The sequence below is a fragment of the Nostoc sp. JL31 genome (genome assembly GCF_017114965.1).
GTDB lineage: Bacteria > Cyanobacteriota > Cyanobacteriia > Cyanobacteriales > Nostocaceae > Nostoc > Nostoc punctiforme_A.
Genome location: NZ_JABXKO010000031.1, coordinates 1 through 18803, shown reverse-complemented (window position 1 = coordinate 18803; position 18803 = coordinate 1). Strand labels below are relative to the sequence as shown.

Here is an 18803-nt window from a genome sequence, read left to right as displayed (position 1 = left end):
TAAGCATTTCAGAGATTGCGCGGATGAGGATTAGGCGACTAATGGCTTAAAAGGCTTACTGGAGTTGGGATATAAGCACTTTTTTATGGCTGTGAAATTTCTATACCTACCCTTCCGCGCATTTGAGATGCAGGAACCTAGCTAGAAGGAGACTCAGCAAAGAAAATTGTTTCGTCCCGTGGCTGTTCTCCGCCAATGCGTTCGACTTTTCGCTGACAACAGCCACAGAGAAAATAAAAGCGAACGCTGTCTGTGTCCGGTTTAATCAATTTAGCTAAACGCGATCGCAGTTTAGCATACTGAGTGGAAGTGATATTGCACTCAAACACACTCAGTTGCATCCATTGTCCGTAAGACTTGAGAACCGAATGGATTTTAGTCCGACGCTTATCTTCTGGAATGTCGTAGCTGACAACAATATAATACATGGGTTAATGGGGAGTTATTTAAGAACTAAAGGGGGATATTTATCGATTTCGTTCATGAGGTACTTACTTAATAACCTCGCTTGAATTTCAAAGGATTCTTGGTAGGTACATTTGTTTCCCATGACTGGATGTTTGAAATTCGATTGTTTCTTTTGTTCGTAGGCGCGAAGAAATGTATGCAATCCCTCTTTGGTTAAAGACACAGCACCACTGAGCGGTTCGGTGGTAAAGTCAGTTAAGGTTAGCGATCGCTTGTTAATCAGCGACAAAACTACAGCATCCACTATTAAAGGACGAAACTCTTCCATCAAGTCCAACGCTAGGGAAGGTCTACCATAACGCTCGACATGTAAGTATCCTAGATAAGGATCGAAGCCAACAATATTTAAAGCACTTTGCACATCATGACGTAGTAATGAATACCCAAAGCTCAGTAGGGCATTAACTGGATCGGTTGGTGGGCGGCGGCGTCTGGCTTCAAATCGAAATTCTGAGGTTTTGATTAGTTGTTGAAAGCAACCAAAATAGGCTGCACTACCAGCACCTTCTAAGCCTCTGAGGGAATCAATACTGTTCGTTTTTTCGATTGGTGCGATCGCGTTTTCCAATCGAGTGATGTTATTATTTAAATCAACATCAGGATGTTCTCGCTGAGTGCGAAGTAAGCTATGGCGGTAATTTTTTAATTTACCCCGCACAAATCCCCTAACTAAATGGATTGCTGGTTCTGATTCTCCCACAGCTTGCCATTGGGCTTTACGAACAAAGATATTTTTAGTAGCTTCTGGTTCTAAACGCCCTAAATATCGTCCGTTTTGTGTGAGAAATGTTAAACAAATGTGACGTTCTAAAAGTTCACTGACGACGGCGGGAGAAATAGTAGCCCGTCCTAGTACTACAATTCCCTCTATTTTAATTAAAGGGATATCTAAGATTGTTTTTTGTTCGGCTTTAACGGTGAGGCGTTCGTCAACTTTACCGATAAAAGCATCGGCTTGTGTTACGTAAAGTGTTCCCATTTTTGATTATTCCTAGTAATAATTGGAGATTGAGTGAATAGATTTGTCGGGTATAATTAAATACGGGTTGGCAAGGGTTGTTGGTGTAGATAATTGGTCTTTTAAGACGCGATAAATCGCGTCTCTACATGATGGTTTTGGGGTATGATTTAATTTAATTCTTGGTAACTTTTGACTTTATCAGTTGCTTTGGGCAAACATTGCGAATAAAGACTACATCCTTGGCAGCGTTTGCTGTAAACTGGTTTTGGCATTGCTCCTGTTTCTAGGAGATTTGTGACAGATTCAATAGTAGCGATCGCACTTTGCCGTAACCCTTGATTAATTTCTACTAATTGCCGTTGATGGGAGTGGGCATAATAGATATATCCAGTGTTAACTGCTTGTCCCATCATCTCTTCTAAACATAAGGCTTGGGCACAAACTTGCAACTCATCGTTATCCCATTCGCCTTTGCGTCCCCGTTTGTATTCCACTGGGTAAATTTGACCAGATTCTGCTTCAATTAAATCAGATTTACCGATGAGTTTATATTGCTCCGACTTCAGCCAAATTGCCCGAACTTGCCAAGTTTCTCCTCGCTGTATATCGCTTGTCGTGTGGACGCGATCGTGTAAAGTAGTACCTTCAATTGTGTATTGATTATCAGTAAATTCCCCTGCACAAAACATCCGCCAACAGCGATGCGGACAATAGGCATATTGATTCAATGCCGCAATGGAAATATATTCGGTTTGATTCATAACTTAGGTGGTTTTTAAATGATTATTGAAATTATGGAGAATACAGCCGCCGCGTCATTCCCATACCCATTGTTGTTTTTCTGCCGACACCAGTATATAAAGCAAAGTCAGCTAAAGCGTTAATCTGCTTAATTTGTATTGGTTCAACTGCCCCTAAAATCTTATAGGTAACTTCGCCAAGGATGCCAATAAATTTGCTGCGAGAATCAGCTAATATTTCTGTGTGAATATTGACAAATGAGGGAAATATTGACTCGATCGCAATCTGAGGAAATTCTATGCCACTGTATTTATTCCACCGCGAAAGTAGGGAATTGAAAACAGATTCTCTAGTAGGAAGGGTACTGTCATACTGCCCTTGACGGAAGGCGGTAGGCGTGGAGAAGCTAAGGTTAATGGAAGAATTGCGATCGCTAGCTTCTTCGTATAATTGAGCATAAGTACTGGCATTTGCCCAAGGTTGAATAGATTGGGGTGTGCCTTGAATGCTGGTAATATACAAGTCAGCCGGGCCAAGATGCCAAGGGCGATTGGGATTAAGATTTAGCCAAAGTTGGGTAAGTTTGCCAAATAGAGTGTCATCTAATAAAGAGATGCGCCACCAACAAGGAGTTCCGGCGGGAATGGGTTGTTGATGTGAGTATTGCAATTTAGATCCCCCCTTACCCCCCTTCAAAAGGGGGGGATTAATTTGTAAGGGAGAGAGGGTGAAAGCTTTATCTGCGGTGGAATCGTGCAAGCGATCGCCTAATGTGCTATCTACAGAACTAACAAGGGTTAAAAATAGGGCGTGGAGATGTCTACCTGTAAGATATTGTGGTGGAATAGGCGATTGAGGTAGCAAATTCAACACTAAACTATGAGGCATACTTTCTCTTTTTGGTTGTAGACTGAGTGCTTCTTGACTCTACAGTAAACTCAGGGATTTCCTGGAGTTCAGCATCACTCAAACTATACTGTTCACAAACGAGACTTAGGCGATTTCCTGGGGTTTTGACAGCGTTAACAGAATGGGTTAAATCACCTTGAAAATAAACTAAAGTATTGAATTGGGGTTTAATTTGCCCAAGTTGGCGTTTGTGCGATCGCAGTACCAATTCTCCCCCTTCCATATCCGCAGGTACGCGCACATAAAGGACACTGACAACCGCAGGCGGTTCAACAGTTTTGCTGTAGGAACGTAAGGAGCGATCGATATGCGGATCGACGCGAGAGCCTTCTTTTAGCTGTAAAGGATTGAGGTAAAAAGCATTACAATTCGGCTGGAGCGCCAAATCTAGGTAAGGCTTGAAGTAGGGAAACTGCTGTTCTACTTTTGCTAATCCAGAACGCTGAAATACTACAGAAAATCCTTTAGTGGCGACAAAATCGCGGTTGAGGTTGTTGATAGCAAAGTAAGGACAAGCTTGGATTTCTCCCCACAAGTTGTTTAGGTAGTCGCTGGGGAAGGCGTTGGTTTGTTGTTGATAGTGTTTCACGATGAGTGTGGGAAGCGTACAGAACTAACAGGGGCTAAAAATTGTAACGTAATTTGTGACTGGACGCTAGAACCTGCGAAAAAGAAAAAACGTGGTAAAGGTTTCAGGAAGTGATTAATTCCGAAAACGATATTCTATCCGAACTGGGATTTTTAAGTTTTGAATGCCATCAAATTGATAGTATTGACCTCGCATTTGGACATTCTGAATTAAGCTAACTGGAGGCATATTCACAACATCATAGCTAATCACTTGATTAGTGAACATCACATCTAATGGATTTAATGGATGTGTACAAGTGAATATACCCTCAGCAATTTTCGGTTTCGGTAATGGTTCAACGGTAACTTCAGCCTTGCTCATCCATTTACCCAAGCGAATCCACTTTGGTAGTTTGAGTTCTTTTTGAGATATGACAAAAAACTCAAATCTACTTTCTAGTGCTATTTCTTTTGCTCTGCCAAAACTAGGGATATTTTTCTGTGTTTTCTCCATTTCAACGTGGTAGTTATTGTTAGCATACTTCCAGGTGTTGAGGATAGAAGAATGATTGAGCGATCGCGCCGGAGTTACATAAATTTCCTGTTGATTGAGTGGCGTTAGATGCGCCTCATATTTTGGCACTTGTTCAGGACAAAAATAGCGATAATAATGTTCTTCAGCAACGGTAGTAGAGTAGATTTGGCTATCAACTAAACCCAGTGCATAACAAAGAGCGTAATTGTGAATTATTGGCTCTGTTTCATACAATCGCCCGATTTCACGAGTTGCGAAATAAAGGCTATCATGTAGTTCTATTTGACAGCGATAAATAAACACCATTACTCTTTCCCCGCTTTCGCAGCCGTTTTCTTCTTGCTGATATGCTTCTTGGCATAATCTTTAGCTTCTGCATCAGCTTTTTGTAAAATTGCCTGAATTCCTTTCTCACTTACTGTTAAAGTTTTGACTTCATTAATTAGGGATATAAAAGCATCACCAATCAAATCTGTGTGAACAATAAACTCATCAGCCATTAACGCCTCAATAGCATTTTTTGCAGCAGTGATTACATCATCTTCATCTAGTGGATCGGGAGCATTTAAAGTATTGTTAGATTTCATTTGGTCATATATTGCCTGAGTCCAACGCAGGTTACTGGTGATTTCTCCATCCGCAAATACAACACCAATTAACTCGTTTCTGACGCGACCTGTACGGGTGGTTTGCGCTCCATAATGACGAGTTCGCAGAATGTTATTAAAAACGTAAAGGAAGCTAGCTTCAGTGGGGTCTTTCAACGTGACAATACTAGGAAAGAAAACTTGTGGTCTAATGTGATCTTGTTGATTAATTCGACTGGTAACTTCACCAGGTTTAGAACCATTTTCACCCTTGGAAGCCATCGTACCATTTTCATAAGGAGCGTTGAGGGTGAATGTTTCGTGTGATTCATCAAAAGCTGTAATTGAAAATGCCGTATCTACTACAACTTTCGATTTTTCAGAGCCAGAGTCACCAATAGCGAAACCGTAAATGATGCAATCAGGATTATCCATTGCAAAATTCACGTTGTATTCGCATTCTTCAGCAGTCATCAAGCCATAATTACGCAGCAATTCCCGACCGACTAAACGCTCTGGGGTGGACTGTTTGCGCTTGAACATTGACAAACGGCTAATTGTGGTTTTGTCTTTAACTCCTGCTCTTACCCGTGCTTTATTCAGTTCTGCATCTGTCTGGAATAGTGGATAAGATTCAGTAATGCGAATAGTTAAGAAATGAACATATTTACCCATTGGTTTGTAAGGAATCTCAGTTTGAAAGAATTTAGGTTCAACAGTTTTTAAAATTGCCATGATTTTCTCCAGAAAATTGTTTACTACTTGTTTACTTCTAGAAGAAGAACTTATTCCGGTTCATTAACATCGTCTATTACAGGAATATTTTCATTTCTTCCTGCATTTTCTTTGTCATCTTCAAGGCGATAAAGAAATTCACAGGTATCTCGAATTAAGTTGAGTTGACGACCGGCTAAACGAGCGCGATCGCCTGCAAATGCGTTATCAAATATCTCCACTACAAAATACTTGGCAAAATCTAGAACAGCTTGCCGTTCTTCTTCTCGTTTGCTCATGATCCAACGTCCTTCAGCAGTAGAAGAATGAACGCGATCCATGAGTTTAAAAACTTCTGCTGCAACAGCCACAACTAATGTTTCTCCCTGAAACACACTTGACTCAGCTTTGAGTATAGTTTCAGCCGCAATATCAACTGGTTTCAACACAGCATTAGATTTAGGATTATAACGCTTATTAGCTCGGTAAAATCTGCGGTATAAATCTGTTAATTTCTTAGGATGATTCAAGCTTGATGCTTCTCCCACAATTAATTGCTCCATATTAGTGTCATATTTCACATAAGGGTCAAAACAAGGATAAAAATGATAAGCATAAAGCCGGATTTTTTCAATTCGTGCTGTTTCTGATCCTTGGTTACGCACCCAGCGATTGAGATAAGAAAAGACGTACAACGGACTGGTTTCAAAATCTTTAGCCAGTTCAGTAAATCTTCCCCAGTTGGCATCGTAACCAGACTTACCCTGTCGCGCATTCACATCTAAATGAATGGCGTAAGCGGCGGTAAGTACATTTAAAGGTGCTGGGTATTGGATGCCGTTTTCGTTCCAGCCTTCGAGGATGTAGTCAAGACGGAAGCGATCGCGCCTTACTAAAGCACGGAAAGCATGAGGCGCACTATCAAGGAAAACGCTTTCCTCAAATTCAGCCCCATCGTTAAAAGGTGGAATTGGTGACTCTGAAACCACAGTTTTAACATCTAAAATCATCGGGAAAGCAAACGCTAACCAAGTTGGCATTACCCAAGATTCTGTATCGGTGCTGTCTCTTCCTGGCGGGAGTGCCATGAAGTAAAATGTTAAAGGCTGGTCTTCAGGATAGGAAAGCTTAAAGGTGCGATCCTTGTCACGCTGGAGGTTTTCATCAATTAAGAAACTATCTACACTTTGGTAGCGATCGCGCCCCAAATCCGCCTGTAAATCCTTACTGATAAAATGATTGCGGACGCTGGTATCAAAGCGAGTTTGAGCAATACCATTGTAAGCTTTCTGCAAAAACTTGTTAGTCTCTGGAGTAAAGTAATAAGTAGGATAAAAGTAGAGATAGCGATATTTCCCATCTTCAAATCGCTTACCTACAGCTTGAGTTTGATTCATCAAGATTTGCCTGAGCATCATTTCCACACCTGCAATACTGGAGATATTGCGTTTAGCGTTAGAACCTCCTAACATTTGCTTGTTTGTATAAACTTGTGGCGTAAATAAAACTGCTGATTCCATTTGCTCAGTAACAGTGTAAGCAGAATGAGAAATTGAGCAGATTAATTGTTTCCCTCGCCCTGCTTTTTTTGCAGCATTGTAATTATCTAACTCATTTATAAATGTTTCAACTTGCGTTTTAACAGATGGCTCTTGATTAGTACCTGGTAACATCACAACTCGTTTTACCCAAAGCCTTAAATCATCCCAACCATCAGGCAATTCATACTGAGAAATTATCGGAGAAATTAAGGTTGTCAAATAGTCAATGACTTGCTGACAAGGTTTGCGTACATCTTCAATTCCTGGATGATGTTCTAAATATTTAGCTGCGAGATAATACCATTCATAAGGTACTCCTCCAGTATTCCCCTTTAACTTGTTTTCTTTGAGACTTTCGTTAATGCGTTGAATTTCTCTAATTTGGGGTAAACATTCTGCTAAATTCCAAAATTCTGCAACTTTATGAGTTAAATCAAAATCGGGAACTGCTGGCAGCTTTTTATCTTTTTTACGAGCAGAATCAACGCGATTAACTGTTTCTTCCCAAATCTTCCGGCTAACTAAATCACCAAATTCTGCTATTTGGTCAATACGGATATCGTCTTCAAATTTGAAGTCATAATCAGCAGATAAAACATTTTGTTGCTGAAACTTATTCAGATTTTCGCTGCGACTTTTAGCGACAGAGCCTTTATTAGGGTTTAAGATGCGTAATGTAGCATCTAAGGCTACTTTCATCAAGCCTATGTCATCAAAAAATAAGTTGTAATATTCGGCATATTTCATGCCTTTGCCATCTCTACCAAATCCTGTTTGTCTGAGGCGTAATTGACCTGCACAAAGTGATTTAATACTGTTAACTACACGGTCTGGTAAATCTTCCGGCGAGATAGCTGGAGCATTACGCGAAGCCAAGTAAATCACGCCTGTTGGCAGATATAACAAAGGCTCATAGTAGGTATCCTCATCAGTATTGAGACTAGTATGAGCCTGAATTAAAGCATTATTCACCACATTAGTTAAAACACCACGATTCTCAGCAATGCTGTGATAGGTAAATTTTAATTGCCCATTACTGAGGCTGTGGATGATTTCTTTGAGTCTAGGATGTTCTGCATCTTGGGGATGTTTAACAATTGAGGCGAGAGAATCAGCCAAACAAGTTAAATCAGATAAACTGCGAAGCGTGCGGTCTTTGAGAAGAGGATTCAATCCAAACTCAGAAAAATTCCAGTTAGTATCCCAGCGACGTTGAGCATTATAAGCCATGCACAACAAATCATCTAGATACTCTCGATAAGCTTCAGGATTTTCTGGATTTATAAATTTATCTAGTCTTAACTGGTGAACTTTTTTATCAATAATTTCACGATGTTCTGCTAAGGGTAACTTGCGGCAGTTTTCAGGTATATCAGGAAACTTTTCAAAATCATGTAAAATAAATCCAGCAATTACTAATCTACGTTCTCGCTCTTTCACCACTCGCTGCACTGTGGTATTGAGCTTTTCTAAACGTTTCTCAATTAAATTTGCTGGGAATAATCCATTGAGTAAGTGAGTATTCAGTGATTGATCGGCAGCGTTATCTCGTCTAACTTTAATTTTCCCTTCTGCTTCTCGCTGCTGGTCAATTTCATCAAAAAACTTACCGCCTTTCGCCGTTACACCAATGGCTATCCGCAACAGATTTGGTAAAACATACTCACCAAAGTCTGCCATTACCTTATCATCTGGATTTTGAGATTGAATTGCTTCTCGTAATAACTTGAGTGTTAGTAACTCACCTTCAGTTTCAATAGTGCGGTCTGAATAATCTCCATCAAAACCAAAATCACCTGATAACCAATCATCATTAGACATTTTCAAACTCCAGTTTTTTACTCTACGCCTTCTAGCAACTTGGCAACTTGCTCTGGAGCCGGAAGCTGATTTTTTAATTCTTGAGGCAATGTTGAAACCACTTGATAAGTTCCTACACCAATTGGTTTATTAGATTCCCTCAATGCATATTCAACAATCGTTCTCTGCTTAGACTTGCAAAGAATAATTCCAATGGAAGGATTTTCATCAGGTAGCTTTACTGTGTCATCTAAAACAGCTAAATAAAACTGCATCTTGCCTACATATTCAGGTAAAAAATTACCAATTTTCAGTTCTATCGCTACCAAACACTTTAAGCGGCGATGATATAGTAAAATATCTATAAAATATTCCTCTTCATCAATTTGTAGCCGATATTGACTACCTATAAAAGCAAATATCCCACCCATTTCTTGCAAGAATGGTTCAACTCTTGTTAAAATTGCCTGTTCTAGCTGGCGTTCACTGTGTTCATCTGCTAGTTCCAAGAAATCAAAAGTATATTCATTTTTGACAGCTAGTTTTAATTGGTTACGGATTTCTGCTGGAACAGTTTTATCAAAGTTAGTCTGATTCAACAGAGTCTTTTCATAGGTTTGATTTTCAATTTGGTGAATCAAAACATTCTTTGTCCAGCCAAATTTACGAGTCATTCTGATATAAAATTCCCGTTCTAGGTCATCTTTGCACTTCTCTACAATGACCAGATTGTGACTCCATCCAATTTCTCGCACCATTAATGCGAGTTTTTCATTGTTGACATAAGATTCATAAAAAAGCCTCATCTGCCAGAGGTTAGCAGCAGAAAATCCGCTAATTCCTGGAAACTCTGCTTGTAAGTCTTTTGCTAACTGTTCTACTACGGATTTTCCCCAGCTAGCGCCCTGTTGTTGAGTAACAATTATCTGTCCAATGTCCCAGTAGAGGTTAATCATTTCCCGATTAACTGCTTTTAGTGCTTCATACTGGGCTGAACGAATACGCTGTTTTATTTCCATTAGTAGATGTCTGTAATTGTCTGAAACCGGGTTACTCATAGCGGAAAAGTTTCAACTTATTCATCACCAACTAGCCGACGCGCATAGTAGAGCAAACAGGCTTGTACATCTTCTCGTTCTAACCAGGGATAACTTTCTAGCAAGGTTTCGATAGTATCTCCCGCCGCCAACATTCCCAAAATATGTTCAACAGCTAGGCAACGACCTCGAATAATTGGTTTACCACCAAAGATTTTAGGGTTGATTGTGATTCTTTCTAAAAGTTTTTGTTCGTTCATGGGTTATGTCAGATAAGGAATTTTTTTTCTTTGCCAATTATATTTTTACGCTAAGAAAAGAAGGAAGCATTCATAAAATCAACTGCTTTAAGATTTTGATGTATTCCAGACTTGTACCCAGCTAAATAAGTCAGCACTTGATGGCGGTTACGTTCACCCACTATCTGTTATTCTCAGATCAAGACGGAGACTCACTATACAAATAACGTGAGATTACTAATCCCTATCAGGGATTGAAATAAATACGTCTGAACTTACTGGCGTAAGCTCTTTCTCCGTTACACTAACCAAAATCCCTATCAGGGATTGAAACCTCAAGCAACCCATATCTCATCTCCTTTACTTTTAAACGTGTAAGCAAGCGTATCCAGCAGCAGCGCAGAGTGACCAAAACCGATCGCATAGGGCGCAGTAGCATCATGAAAGCTATACTGATCGCTGATGCCATAAATCTGAAAATTCATCGGTAGCCTTAGCCGCATCCGCACTTCAGCAAGAGGACGGCGAATCACGTAACAAACCAAACCTTCCTTTTTTAGGCGTTTGTTAATTTCCCCAACCCAATAGTTGTCAGGTTGCCAAATTTCCACACCAGTCAAAACCTGAACTTTCCAAGCGTCAGCAATTGGCTGTAAGTCGCCAGAGTAGGTAAACTTCCAGTTCAGCCGTTCCTCTCGGTAGGAACGCAACTTCATAAATGCCAGACAATGAGCAAATCTACCTTTAGCAATGGGTTGTCCCGTGCGTTCTGCGGTTTCTTTGAGTGTCCGTATAAATGCCGCTTCCGTCCACATTTTAATTTCTAAATTGCCCAAAATACCCGGTAAATCGTAGGTTTTAAACCTATCTGCTTCGTTTTCTTCCGTTAAGTCGTATAAACCACATTGCAAAGGACTTGAACCTCGAAAACTAGCAGCATCCTCAGCAATAGGATTTCCTGATTTACCAGAAAGAGCTTGCCAATCTTTCGCCCATCCTGAAACACATCCAGCCGCAGACTTCAGACTAGTTTCAAATACTTGTTCACAGGCTTCTTGAAACTTGTCTCGGCTTTGTGCATACTGTTGTTTAATTGTGCGATCGCTCAACTGATAAAATAGCCAAAATGATTGCACAGCCCCCCAACGACGATAATAACCACGAAAATCGTTGATTTGTCGATAATTCTCAGTAATTGTATTGTGAAAAGAGGGGCGATCGCAAATACTATTCATTTCTAACGGTGGAGTATCACCCTTAAACAATCGCTCTACCAAAAAGTTAGGAACTAGAGAAAAAGCTGTGAAATTTTCAAACTTAATTTTTTGACCATCTTTCTCATATTCGTCATGCCTTCCTAAGCGTCCTAAACGTTGGATAAAGTTACCTGCATCGGATGATTCAAAAATTAGAAAATTGATTTTGAAATCAACCCCAACATCGATCGTGCTAGTACCAATAACCAAATCAGCAGAAAGACTTCGCTCTTTTTCTCCTTTTCCTGATAGCCCTGTATTCTCTCCAACTTTCAATCCGTAAGGCTGTAATATTTCCCGAAAAAATTGCGTGAGGCGTTTGACTGCTGCAATTGAGTTAAGGATGATTGCACCTTTACTTCCTAGATACTGCTGAAACTGAGCCAAAATTAAATCACTATTTTCTTTTAGCCAGGTTTCTGAAGCTTTAAACGATGGTTCCAAAGGAATCAAATTCAGCGTAATTGTCCGTGCTACCTGCCGCCAGCCTTGTGTTTGCAACTGCTGCCCCTCTTCTTGTGTATCGGGAAACTGATATTTATTTTGTTTTAGAGGATCGATTTCTTTACAACGAAATCCTGCTTTTTCTAATCGCCCAATTAAGTTTGTATCTGGTGTGGCTGAGAGAAACAGAAATTTCTTACGGCGATTTGTACAGCGAATTAACAGCATTGTGTTAATCACGCTAGCAATTTGTGGAGCAGCAAAAACATGAAATTCATCAAAAATGAATAAGTCAAAATCTTTATCAATTCTGCCCCATAGTTTATCAGGACTATCGCCACGAATTATATAAGCACCTCGATGTAGGTAGTGAAAAATATCAGGGTTAGTTAATAATGCTTCTCTCTGGTTAGTGAGAGTTGCGATCGCAGCCCCTTTTTTTAATCCTTCATTTTCTGCATAAATCTCTAAATCAGCCCCACTGAGTCGCACTACACGCGGCTGATTTTCTGGCTGGAATTTTTCTACATATCCTCTAATCTGCGTTTCTTGATCGCGGGCGAGTTCATTGGTTGGGTAAAGTCCGATCGCAGAAAATTCTCCCTGAAGGACTTCAAGGTAAGCCGCTAGACTTTTACCATCGCCAGTCATCGCAGTATTGAACACGACATCAATATTTGGATCGCGCAACGCTTCTAAAGTTGCGGCTTGATGCCAAGAAAGCAACCAATCTTTAGGTAATTTCACCCCGTCAGGTGTTGGGACGGTTTGCGAGTAAACAGGCTTGAGAGTAATTTTGTATGCTTCCGTCATTTGTCTTTTCTCTCCACCTCAATATCCTGATATTCTTGAATACTTCCTTGTCGAATTATCCATAATTTACCAGTCACATCTGCTGCTTCAAGTCCAGCAATTAGAGTTTATGTAACTGTACGATAATCTTCAAAAGCAGGACGAGATGGTAAACGAATGACTATAATTCCTGTATAGTGAGAAGGATTATATTTAAGACGATTTCCGAATCCTCTATCTATCGTTACTAAACATCTATTCTCGCTACGACAAATATCAATTAATTCCTCATCATGAGTTGAAATTAAACCTTGTTCTCGAACAGTGGCAACATCATGTCCTGCAAGACGCAATAATGTAGCTACTCGCAGACTACCAAGATTTTCATCAAGTTTAATATTCACTTTTTTGATTCCTTTTGCAATCCTAAAGGAATTTCTACATAGCTATCTCTTGTCATCTCCGCAGCGTATGCAATACAGGCTAGGATATCTTCTCCTTCCAAGCCGGGATATTCTTCTAAAATTGTCTCTATTTTTTCTCCACTTGCAAGAAGGTCGAGAATTAAACTAACCCAAATACGATGACCTTTAATACAAGGTTTACCGAAACAAATATTTGGATCAATGGAAATTCGAGATAGTAAATCGTTCTTAGTCATTGAAACTTCTCCAAATTTGTTGTAATTCTTTTCAATGAATCCTCTTCTCCTAATTCTATATTCGGATATACACTTAAATAGTGTCCGTAACTGGTTGTTAAAAACTATATTGGCACGCAAAATAGAAGTTGACAAGAGAAAATATGTACAAAGTATACGGACAATCTTAATGAGTCGAAAAGGTCAATCTATTACACTGTCGATATCAGAACATGATAAAGCCGAGCTAGAAGCGATCGCTCGTGAATTCGGTATGATGTGGGGAGAAGAGCAGCCTAACATCTCTAAGTTAATTAAAGCGATCGCTCAACGTAAGTTACTCATCGGTAACAATAACGATTGGAAAGAACCACGCATCAGGGCATTACATAGATGTATCAATGCGTTGACAGACATTGGGCAAATTGAACAAGCCCAAATCATTGCAAACTTACTTCTCGAACGCAGCGAACTATCATTACCGTTGCGGGGCGAAATCGAACGTTTCTTAGAGAATTTGCCCCCACCTTGGCGCTTAGAGATAGACCGCTATATCTTGCGCGAACAGCCCTTTCAGCTTTCCTATCAAGATGCAACTGGACGTTTATTAAACTTTACGGTTCGCCACGCCAAAGTAGCACCCCACGAAAAGCGACAATATCTTGATTGCTGGTGTGAGGAAACAGAAGGAAACTTTGATATCCCAGAACTGGTTCACAACTGGAGTTTGCGATTAGACCGAATTACGGATGCGGCGGTGACTTCACTTACTGGTGAATGGCGTACTAATTTGGATGAGATAAAAGTAGAAATGCACTTATTAGCAAATTTGGCTTTTGCTTATCAAGCTAAACCAGAAGATGATATCCATGAATGGCTACCAGATAAACCAAAAGTTCGACGAGTGATTAGGCGAGTATCTAGTACATTTTGGTTTATGCGGGAAGTTATGCAGTATGCGCCAGATTGTGTAGTGATATTACCAGAGAATGTGCGCGATCGCCTCAAACAAAAACTCCTCACTCTATGCAATTTATATGATATTGAAACCACAGAGTAAATTATACTAAAGGATATAGTTGCATTAAGGGCAAGAGACAAATATTAACTACTATTAACTACACATCTCCTTTAAGACAGGATAGAAGCAATAGTTGATGGTAGTTGATATTTAGTAGGGTTATAAAAAAAATCTTGTCTTTTCGCACTGCCTACTCCCTATCTTAACTAAGGTTTATAAAGCTTAAAATTGCTATAACTTAAGTTTGCTGACTCATAAGTTTTACTTTTACAATACTTCTGAGTAAGTTTTGAGCAACGATCACCTTTTCGTATGCTTAAAAATTACAAAGTGGCACAAGAATCATTATCTGATACCTTTTTATTCACAAAGCGCAATTATTTATTTTGATGAAATCCCAATGATGCAAGCAGCAACATTTTGCCAAATTGGTTGAGTATATGGTAGATTATTGATTATTTGTTCTAGCTTTTCAGGGTTCAGTAAAATCTTGTGAAATTCTTTATCTTCTTTTAAGTCGTTTAAACTAACTATTTGTCTTTTGTATTTTATGTCTTGGCGTTTCTCAAATAAATAAGGATTAAGTATATCAAGCCATTGCTGTGAAAAAAGATAATAATTGATACTATACTCTGAGTCTATTGAAGTTGGTTTAAATAGCTCAAGTACTTCTTCATATAGACTCTTTTTAGAGGCATTTTTAGTGATCTGTAATTGTCTTTCAATTATAAACTGTACAACTTCTAATGCTCTTCTTCTCTTATTTGGTAAGAGTTTAATTTCATTATTTTTAAGAAGCTGAAGATATCGACTTAGAACTTGAGTTGTTGTGTCAGTCCACTTCTCTGGTTTAATTGATGTGTTCAATTTTGCTCTTAGTTCTCTACATATCTCTGGTAGCTCTGAATAGATACAATCTTTTGAATCAATAAAATACCATCTGGGTGGTGATGATTTCCCTGCTCTCGTTGCTATAAATAACCAACTTTCTTTAGATTCTAATATACTTATTTTGACTTTTACGCTTGCATTCACATCTTTAAAATATAAATAATCCTTTCTTTTGATAAGTGAATTTTCTCCTTCATATAAATCATGAACTGGTTTAAAGGCATCTTGTATCCCTTCCCAAATATAGTCTTCTTGCTCAAGTTTTTCCAAAACCTCTACAAAGTCTTCAGGACGTACAATTTCATCCATGTGTTTATCTAAAATTTGAGGAGGAATGTCAAAGTTTAATCCAATTAAACTCTCTGCGTCTAAAGAATTTTTAATTAATTTTTTATCTGTTTTCAACGCAAATTCATCAGAGTCAGATGGCCAAAAAACTTGGATTTTTTTATGAGGACTGTCTAATCTATCAATTCTACCAATACGTTGTTCAGCTATTCGGAGAACAGTTGGCATATCTAAAAATAATACAGCAGATGCCTGCTGTAAATTAACACCTTCTGACATACAGTCAGAAAGCAATCCCAAAATATTATTCTCTTTTGAACCTAGTTCAAATTTTTTTAATGCTGTATCTTTTGTTGTTGTCCCAGTCACTATACAAGTTTCGATATTTGTGTGATTGTCTGTAATCAGCTTTTTCAAATAATCTAGAGTTATTATAGTACTATCAAATGCAATAACTAAATTATGTTTTTCAAAAAGTTTAACTAGTTTATTGACTTTTGAATTTTCGCGTGCGGATGATATTTTTCTTACTAATTGTGCTATTTGTTTGTATATTTTAATTTCTTCATCACAAACTTTTTTATATTCTACTAAATTTGTTAGCCAGGATGGTAGCAAATCATCAGAAAGTTTATTGTCAGGAAGTTTTCTATTATAGGTTTCTAATTTTTCAATAATGTTTCCAGAGTGTATTTTAGAAGTTGTAAATTTAAATTCATCTAGAACTACCTTTGTTCCTTCTATAAGTTCTATTAAAGCTACTCTCGAAGACCTCAATCTTGCTTGTACAGCAAATATTGCTAGCGCATTTGCTGTATTTAACCTCATCTTAATATAAGCTTCCTCTCCAATTTCAAAATAATAGTCAGTCTTTTCTAACTTTTGTAAATATACAATTCCCTTTAACTGTTGAGCAAGATTATTAATTTCTAAAGCTATTGATTTGTCCTTTGTTGTTTCTTTAGTAGCATAAGTGTGACTCTCAGTTTTGGGATATCGACATAATCTTCCAAATTTATCTTTATACTTCTCTGGTTCTTGTTTAATTAAATTTTTAAATTGTTTTTTAGTTCTACGGACAATAATTTTTTTAATATAATTTCTTAAATTCTCTGTTTCTCTAGCATTCTTCAACAATCCACCTTTTTTCAGTCTTTTTAACTGATTTAGTTCATCATCATCTAAGTTATCGACATCAAGCATTTCTATCAAGCGTAATAAATCTCTGACTTGCTTGCTAATAGGCGTGGCGGTAGAAAGAATAATATAGTCAGCTTTATGCTTTGAAATATTATCACTTCGCTGAGATTTTGAATTTAAATAATTATGAGCTTCATCTATTGTTAAGATATTAGCTATTTGAATTTCTTTCAAAATATTTTTATGTCTAGAGTTATGAGAATGGCTTAATAATCCCATTGAAACCTGTGAACTCTGAGCAAAGCCTATATCAACAAATTCTTGATGTTAATTGTTTTGTACTATTGGCGGACATATTGTCAATATATATGATTTATTCATTCTGTCAGATTCCCACAACCAGTAGAATAGTAATAATTGAAGTGTACTGATGAGCTTAGTCTTACCAGAACCAGTCGGATCGGCAATCAAGACACAACCTTGAGTTTGTAATATATATAATGCTTGTCCTAAACCATATCTCTGTGCAGGCCACAAGCTAATATTATTTAATTTTTCATATAGTTGAGGAAATTCTTTGAACCAATTGCATTCTAGGATTTCTGCGAGCGCTCTCGCCAAAGCTTCTTCCCAAGACGTGAGTGACATTAATTTTTCTAATAAATCTATGATTTCATCTTTGTAGTCTTGCCCCAATTTATAATAATTTTCTGCAATCTCTTCCATTCCTTCGTACTGTTGTTTTTCAAAAATTATCATAGAGTTATTATCAACCCTGACATTAGCTTCTAACTGTTGAGATAAACCATTTTTGCTAAAGTTAGAAGAACCTGAAATTGCATATCTCTTGCCAATATAGAGTTTTGCATGAAAATTATCCAAAATTTTAAAATGGAGTTTACCAGTTCTAATATATTCAATAGTTTTAATAATGTTTCCGCCCTTCAATAAAGAATATCCACGTTCTAACCAGTAGTCTTTTATTTCTTTTTGTAAATCAACTATTTTCCAAAACTTTCTGGGGCGGTTATCAGGCTCCGAACCAAGAAGAATACGGACAGAATTAATTGTGGACATATCAACCTCAGTATTAAAAATATCTATGATATTTCCCAGCGAGCTAAATCCTGTGTTTATTAAATAATTTTCACTTGAATTAATATCTTTAATCACTTCTTGCTTAACATTTCTCTTTTCACTAGGAAGATTAAGAGGAAATAATGCATTAGGAGGCCATTTCATGTTAAAGTTTTCCTTCTCTAAATTAGGCTGTGATTCAGATTCATTACCGTTTGATTTTTGAGCCATTTTTATTTACTATTAATATTCGTGACAAAATTACAGGTCAATGGAGTAGTACCAAGCCCAAAAATCAATTTCTATTAATTATGAATCTTGGCTCTCGACCCTTAAATACTTTCAAAATCAGTAAACAAAATACTGATTTGGTACAATAGTACTATAAAAGTTGCATCATACAAAAAAATTAAAAAAATTAGTCACTCGCACATAAGATTAGTGTGAATGACCATCGCGCTCTCTAGAATTCTAATTTTTTAGAATGTCATGCTAGGTTATACGTACTCTATATACTGCTGGGCATTGACGCCAGCATTCCACCACAAGCAATTGCTTTTCTACATGCTTATGTTTTATTGTGGAGGAGCGATTCAGACTATTGGAACTTTGTAAAAAGGTGAAGTTCAACGCAAAATCTGGTCAATCATTCGGTTGGCTTGCGAACTATAACCGCCGCCAAATAAATTGAAGTGATTCAAAATGTGATACAGGTTATAGAGCGTTTTTCTGCGTTCATAGCCTGTATCTAACGGAAATATCTCGTTGTAACCTTTATAAAACGCTGCGGGGAAACCACCAAACAATTCTGTCATGGCGATATCAACTTCGTGATCGCCAAAATAAGTTGCTGGATCAAATATCACTGGTTCTCCCGACGCTGTACACCCAGCATTTCCGCCCCATAAATCGCCATGTACTAAAGAAGGTTGTACCTGATGATCCGCCAATAGTTCAGGGATAGCAGCCAGTAACTTGTCTTGCTGGGGAAAATTACCTCCCCGTCGCCTTGCCAACTGAAATTGATAACCCAAGCGATGTTTAATATAAAATTCCGTCCAGTCTGCTGTCCAAGTATTGATTTGGGGTGTGGTACTGACGTGCGACTCGTTTAACCTAAATGAGTAGAAATGCTCAAGGACGGTTAGCTTG

General features: G+C 38.2%; 17 protein-coding genes. 1 reads left to right on the top strand and 16 read right to left on the bottom strand.

Translation table 11 applies throughout. The features are described from left to right. Nucleotides 1-137: 137 nt before the first annotated feature. The 13 genes from cas2 to HWQ43_RS05575 form a co-directional block, all read right to left on the bottom strand. Nucleotides 138-428, bottom strand: coding sequence for a CRISPR-associated endonuclease Cas2 (gene cas2 / locus HWQ43_RS05635; RefSeq protein WP_196525544.1), 291 nt, complete (start codon nt 426-428; stop codon nt 138-140). A 14-nt stretch (nt 429-442) separates the two neighbouring features. Beyond that, nucleotides 443-1447 (bottom strand): type I-D CRISPR-associated endonuclease Cas1d, encoded by a 1005-nt coding sequence (cas1d, locus tag HWQ43_RS05630; RefSeq protein WP_292731101.1) that lies wholly within the window; start codon nt 1445-1447, stop codon nt 443-445. 149 nt (nt 1448-1596) lie between these two features. Next, complete coding sequence (cas4, locus tag HWQ43_RS05625) at nt 1597-2190, bottom strand: CRISPR-associated protein Cas4 (RefSeq protein ID WP_292731098.1); 594 nt, start codon at nt 2188-2190, stop codon at nt 1597-1599. Nucleotides 2191-2221: 31 nt separating this feature from the next. After that, on the bottom strand, nt 2222-3058 hold the full coding sequence (gene cas6 / locus HWQ43_RS05620) for a CRISPR-associated endoribonuclease Cas6 (protein ID WP_292731096.1): 837 nt from the start codon (nt 3056-3058) through the stop codon (nt 2222-2224). Continuing rightward, nucleotides 3048-3668, bottom strand: a complete 621-nt coding sequence (locus HWQ43_RS05615; RefSeq protein WP_292731094.1) for a 2OG-Fe(II) oxygenase — start codon at nt 3666-3668, stop codon at nt 3048-3050. The genes cas6 and HWQ43_RS05615 overlap by 11 nt, the downstream gene beginning before the upstream one ends. Nucleotides 3669-3782: 114 nt before the next feature. Then, nucleotides 3783-4490 carry a type I-D CRISPR-associated protein Cas5/Csc1 gene (cas5d, locus tag HWQ43_RS05610; RefSeq protein ID WP_292731092.1) on the bottom strand — a complete coding sequence of 236 codons (708 nt, stop codon included), beginning with the start codon at nt 4488-4490 and terminating at the stop codon, nt 3783-3785. Then, a complete protein-coding gene (gene cas7d / locus HWQ43_RS05605) occupies nt 4490-5506 on the bottom strand; it encodes a type I-D CRISPR-associated protein Cas7/Csc2 (protein WP_292731090.1) in 1017 nt (338 codons plus the stop codon). The genes cas5d and cas7d overlap by 1 nt, the downstream gene beginning before the upstream one ends. 50 nt (nt 5507-5556) lie before the next feature. Further along, on the bottom strand, nt 5557-8847 hold the full coding sequence (cas10d, locus tag HWQ43_RS05600) for a type I-D CRISPR-associated protein Cas10d/Csc3 (protein WP_292731088.1): 3291 nt from the start codon (nt 8845-8847) through the stop codon (nt 5557-5559). Nucleotides 8848-8864: 17 nt separating this feature from the next. Further along, nucleotides 8865-9884, bottom strand: a complete 1020-nt coding sequence (locus HWQ43_RS05595) for a PDDEXK nuclease domain-containing protein (RefSeq protein WP_292731086.1) — start codon at nt 9882-9884, stop codon at nt 8865-8867. 17 nt (nt 9885-9901) lie between these two features. Next, nucleotides 9902-10123 (bottom strand): DUF433 domain-containing protein, encoded by a 222-nt coding sequence (locus HWQ43_RS05590; protein ID WP_292731084.1) that lies wholly within the window; start codon nt 10121-10123, stop codon nt 9902-9904. 314 nt (nt 10124-10437) lie between these two features. Then, nucleotides 10438-12615 carry a type I-D CRISPR-associated helicase Cas3' gene (gene cas3 / locus HWQ43_RS05585; RefSeq protein ID WP_292731082.1) on the bottom strand — a complete coding sequence of 726 codons (2178 nt, stop codon included), beginning with the start codon at nt 12613-12615 and terminating at the stop codon, nt 10438-10440. 107 nt (nt 12616-12722) lie between these two features. Next, a complete protein-coding gene (locus HWQ43_RS05580; RefSeq protein ID WP_366932790.1) occupies nt 12723-12998 on the bottom strand; it encodes a DUF5615 family PIN-like protein in 276 nt (91 codons plus the stop codon). Next, nucleotides 12995-13255, bottom strand: a complete 261-nt coding sequence (locus HWQ43_RS05575) for a DUF433 domain-containing protein (protein WP_292731080.1) — start codon at nt 13253-13255, stop codon at nt 12995-12997. Before HWQ43_RS05575 ends, HWQ43_RS05580 begins: the two co-directional genes overlap by 4 nt. Nucleotides 13256-13424: 169 nt before the next feature. Here HWQ43_RS05575 and HWQ43_RS05570 point away from each other — a divergent pair, with 169 nt between their 5' ends. Continuing rightward, nucleotides 13425-14294 carry a WYL domain-containing protein gene (locus HWQ43_RS05570; RefSeq protein ID WP_292731079.1) on the top strand — a complete coding sequence of 290 codons (870 nt, stop codon included), beginning with the start codon at nt 13425-13427 and terminating at the stop codon, nt 14292-14294. Nucleotides 14295-14636: 342 nt separating this feature from the next. Here HWQ43_RS05570 and HWQ43_RS05565 read toward each other — a convergent pair whose 3' ends face one another. From HWQ43_RS05565 to HWQ43_RS05555, 3 genes are all read right to left on the bottom strand, one after another. Continuing rightward, the gene (locus HWQ43_RS05565) at nt 14637-16853 is read right to left on the bottom strand and encodes an SNF2-related protein (RefSeq protein WP_292731077.1); all 2217 of its coding nucleotides are present in this window, start codon (nt 16851-16853) and stop codon (nt 14637-14639) included. Between the two features lie 48 nt (nt 16854-16901). Continuing rightward, nucleotides 16902-17882, bottom strand: a complete 981-nt coding sequence (locus tag HWQ43_RS05560) for a phospholipase D-like domain-containing protein (protein ID WP_292731075.1) — start codon at nt 17880-17882, stop codon at nt 16902-16904. A gap of 395 nt (nt 17883-18277) precedes the next feature. Beyond that, a partial coding sequence (locus HWQ43_RS05555; RefSeq protein ID WP_292731073.1) for a fructosamine kinase family protein occupies nt 18278-18803 on the bottom strand: 526 nt, incomplete at its 5' end.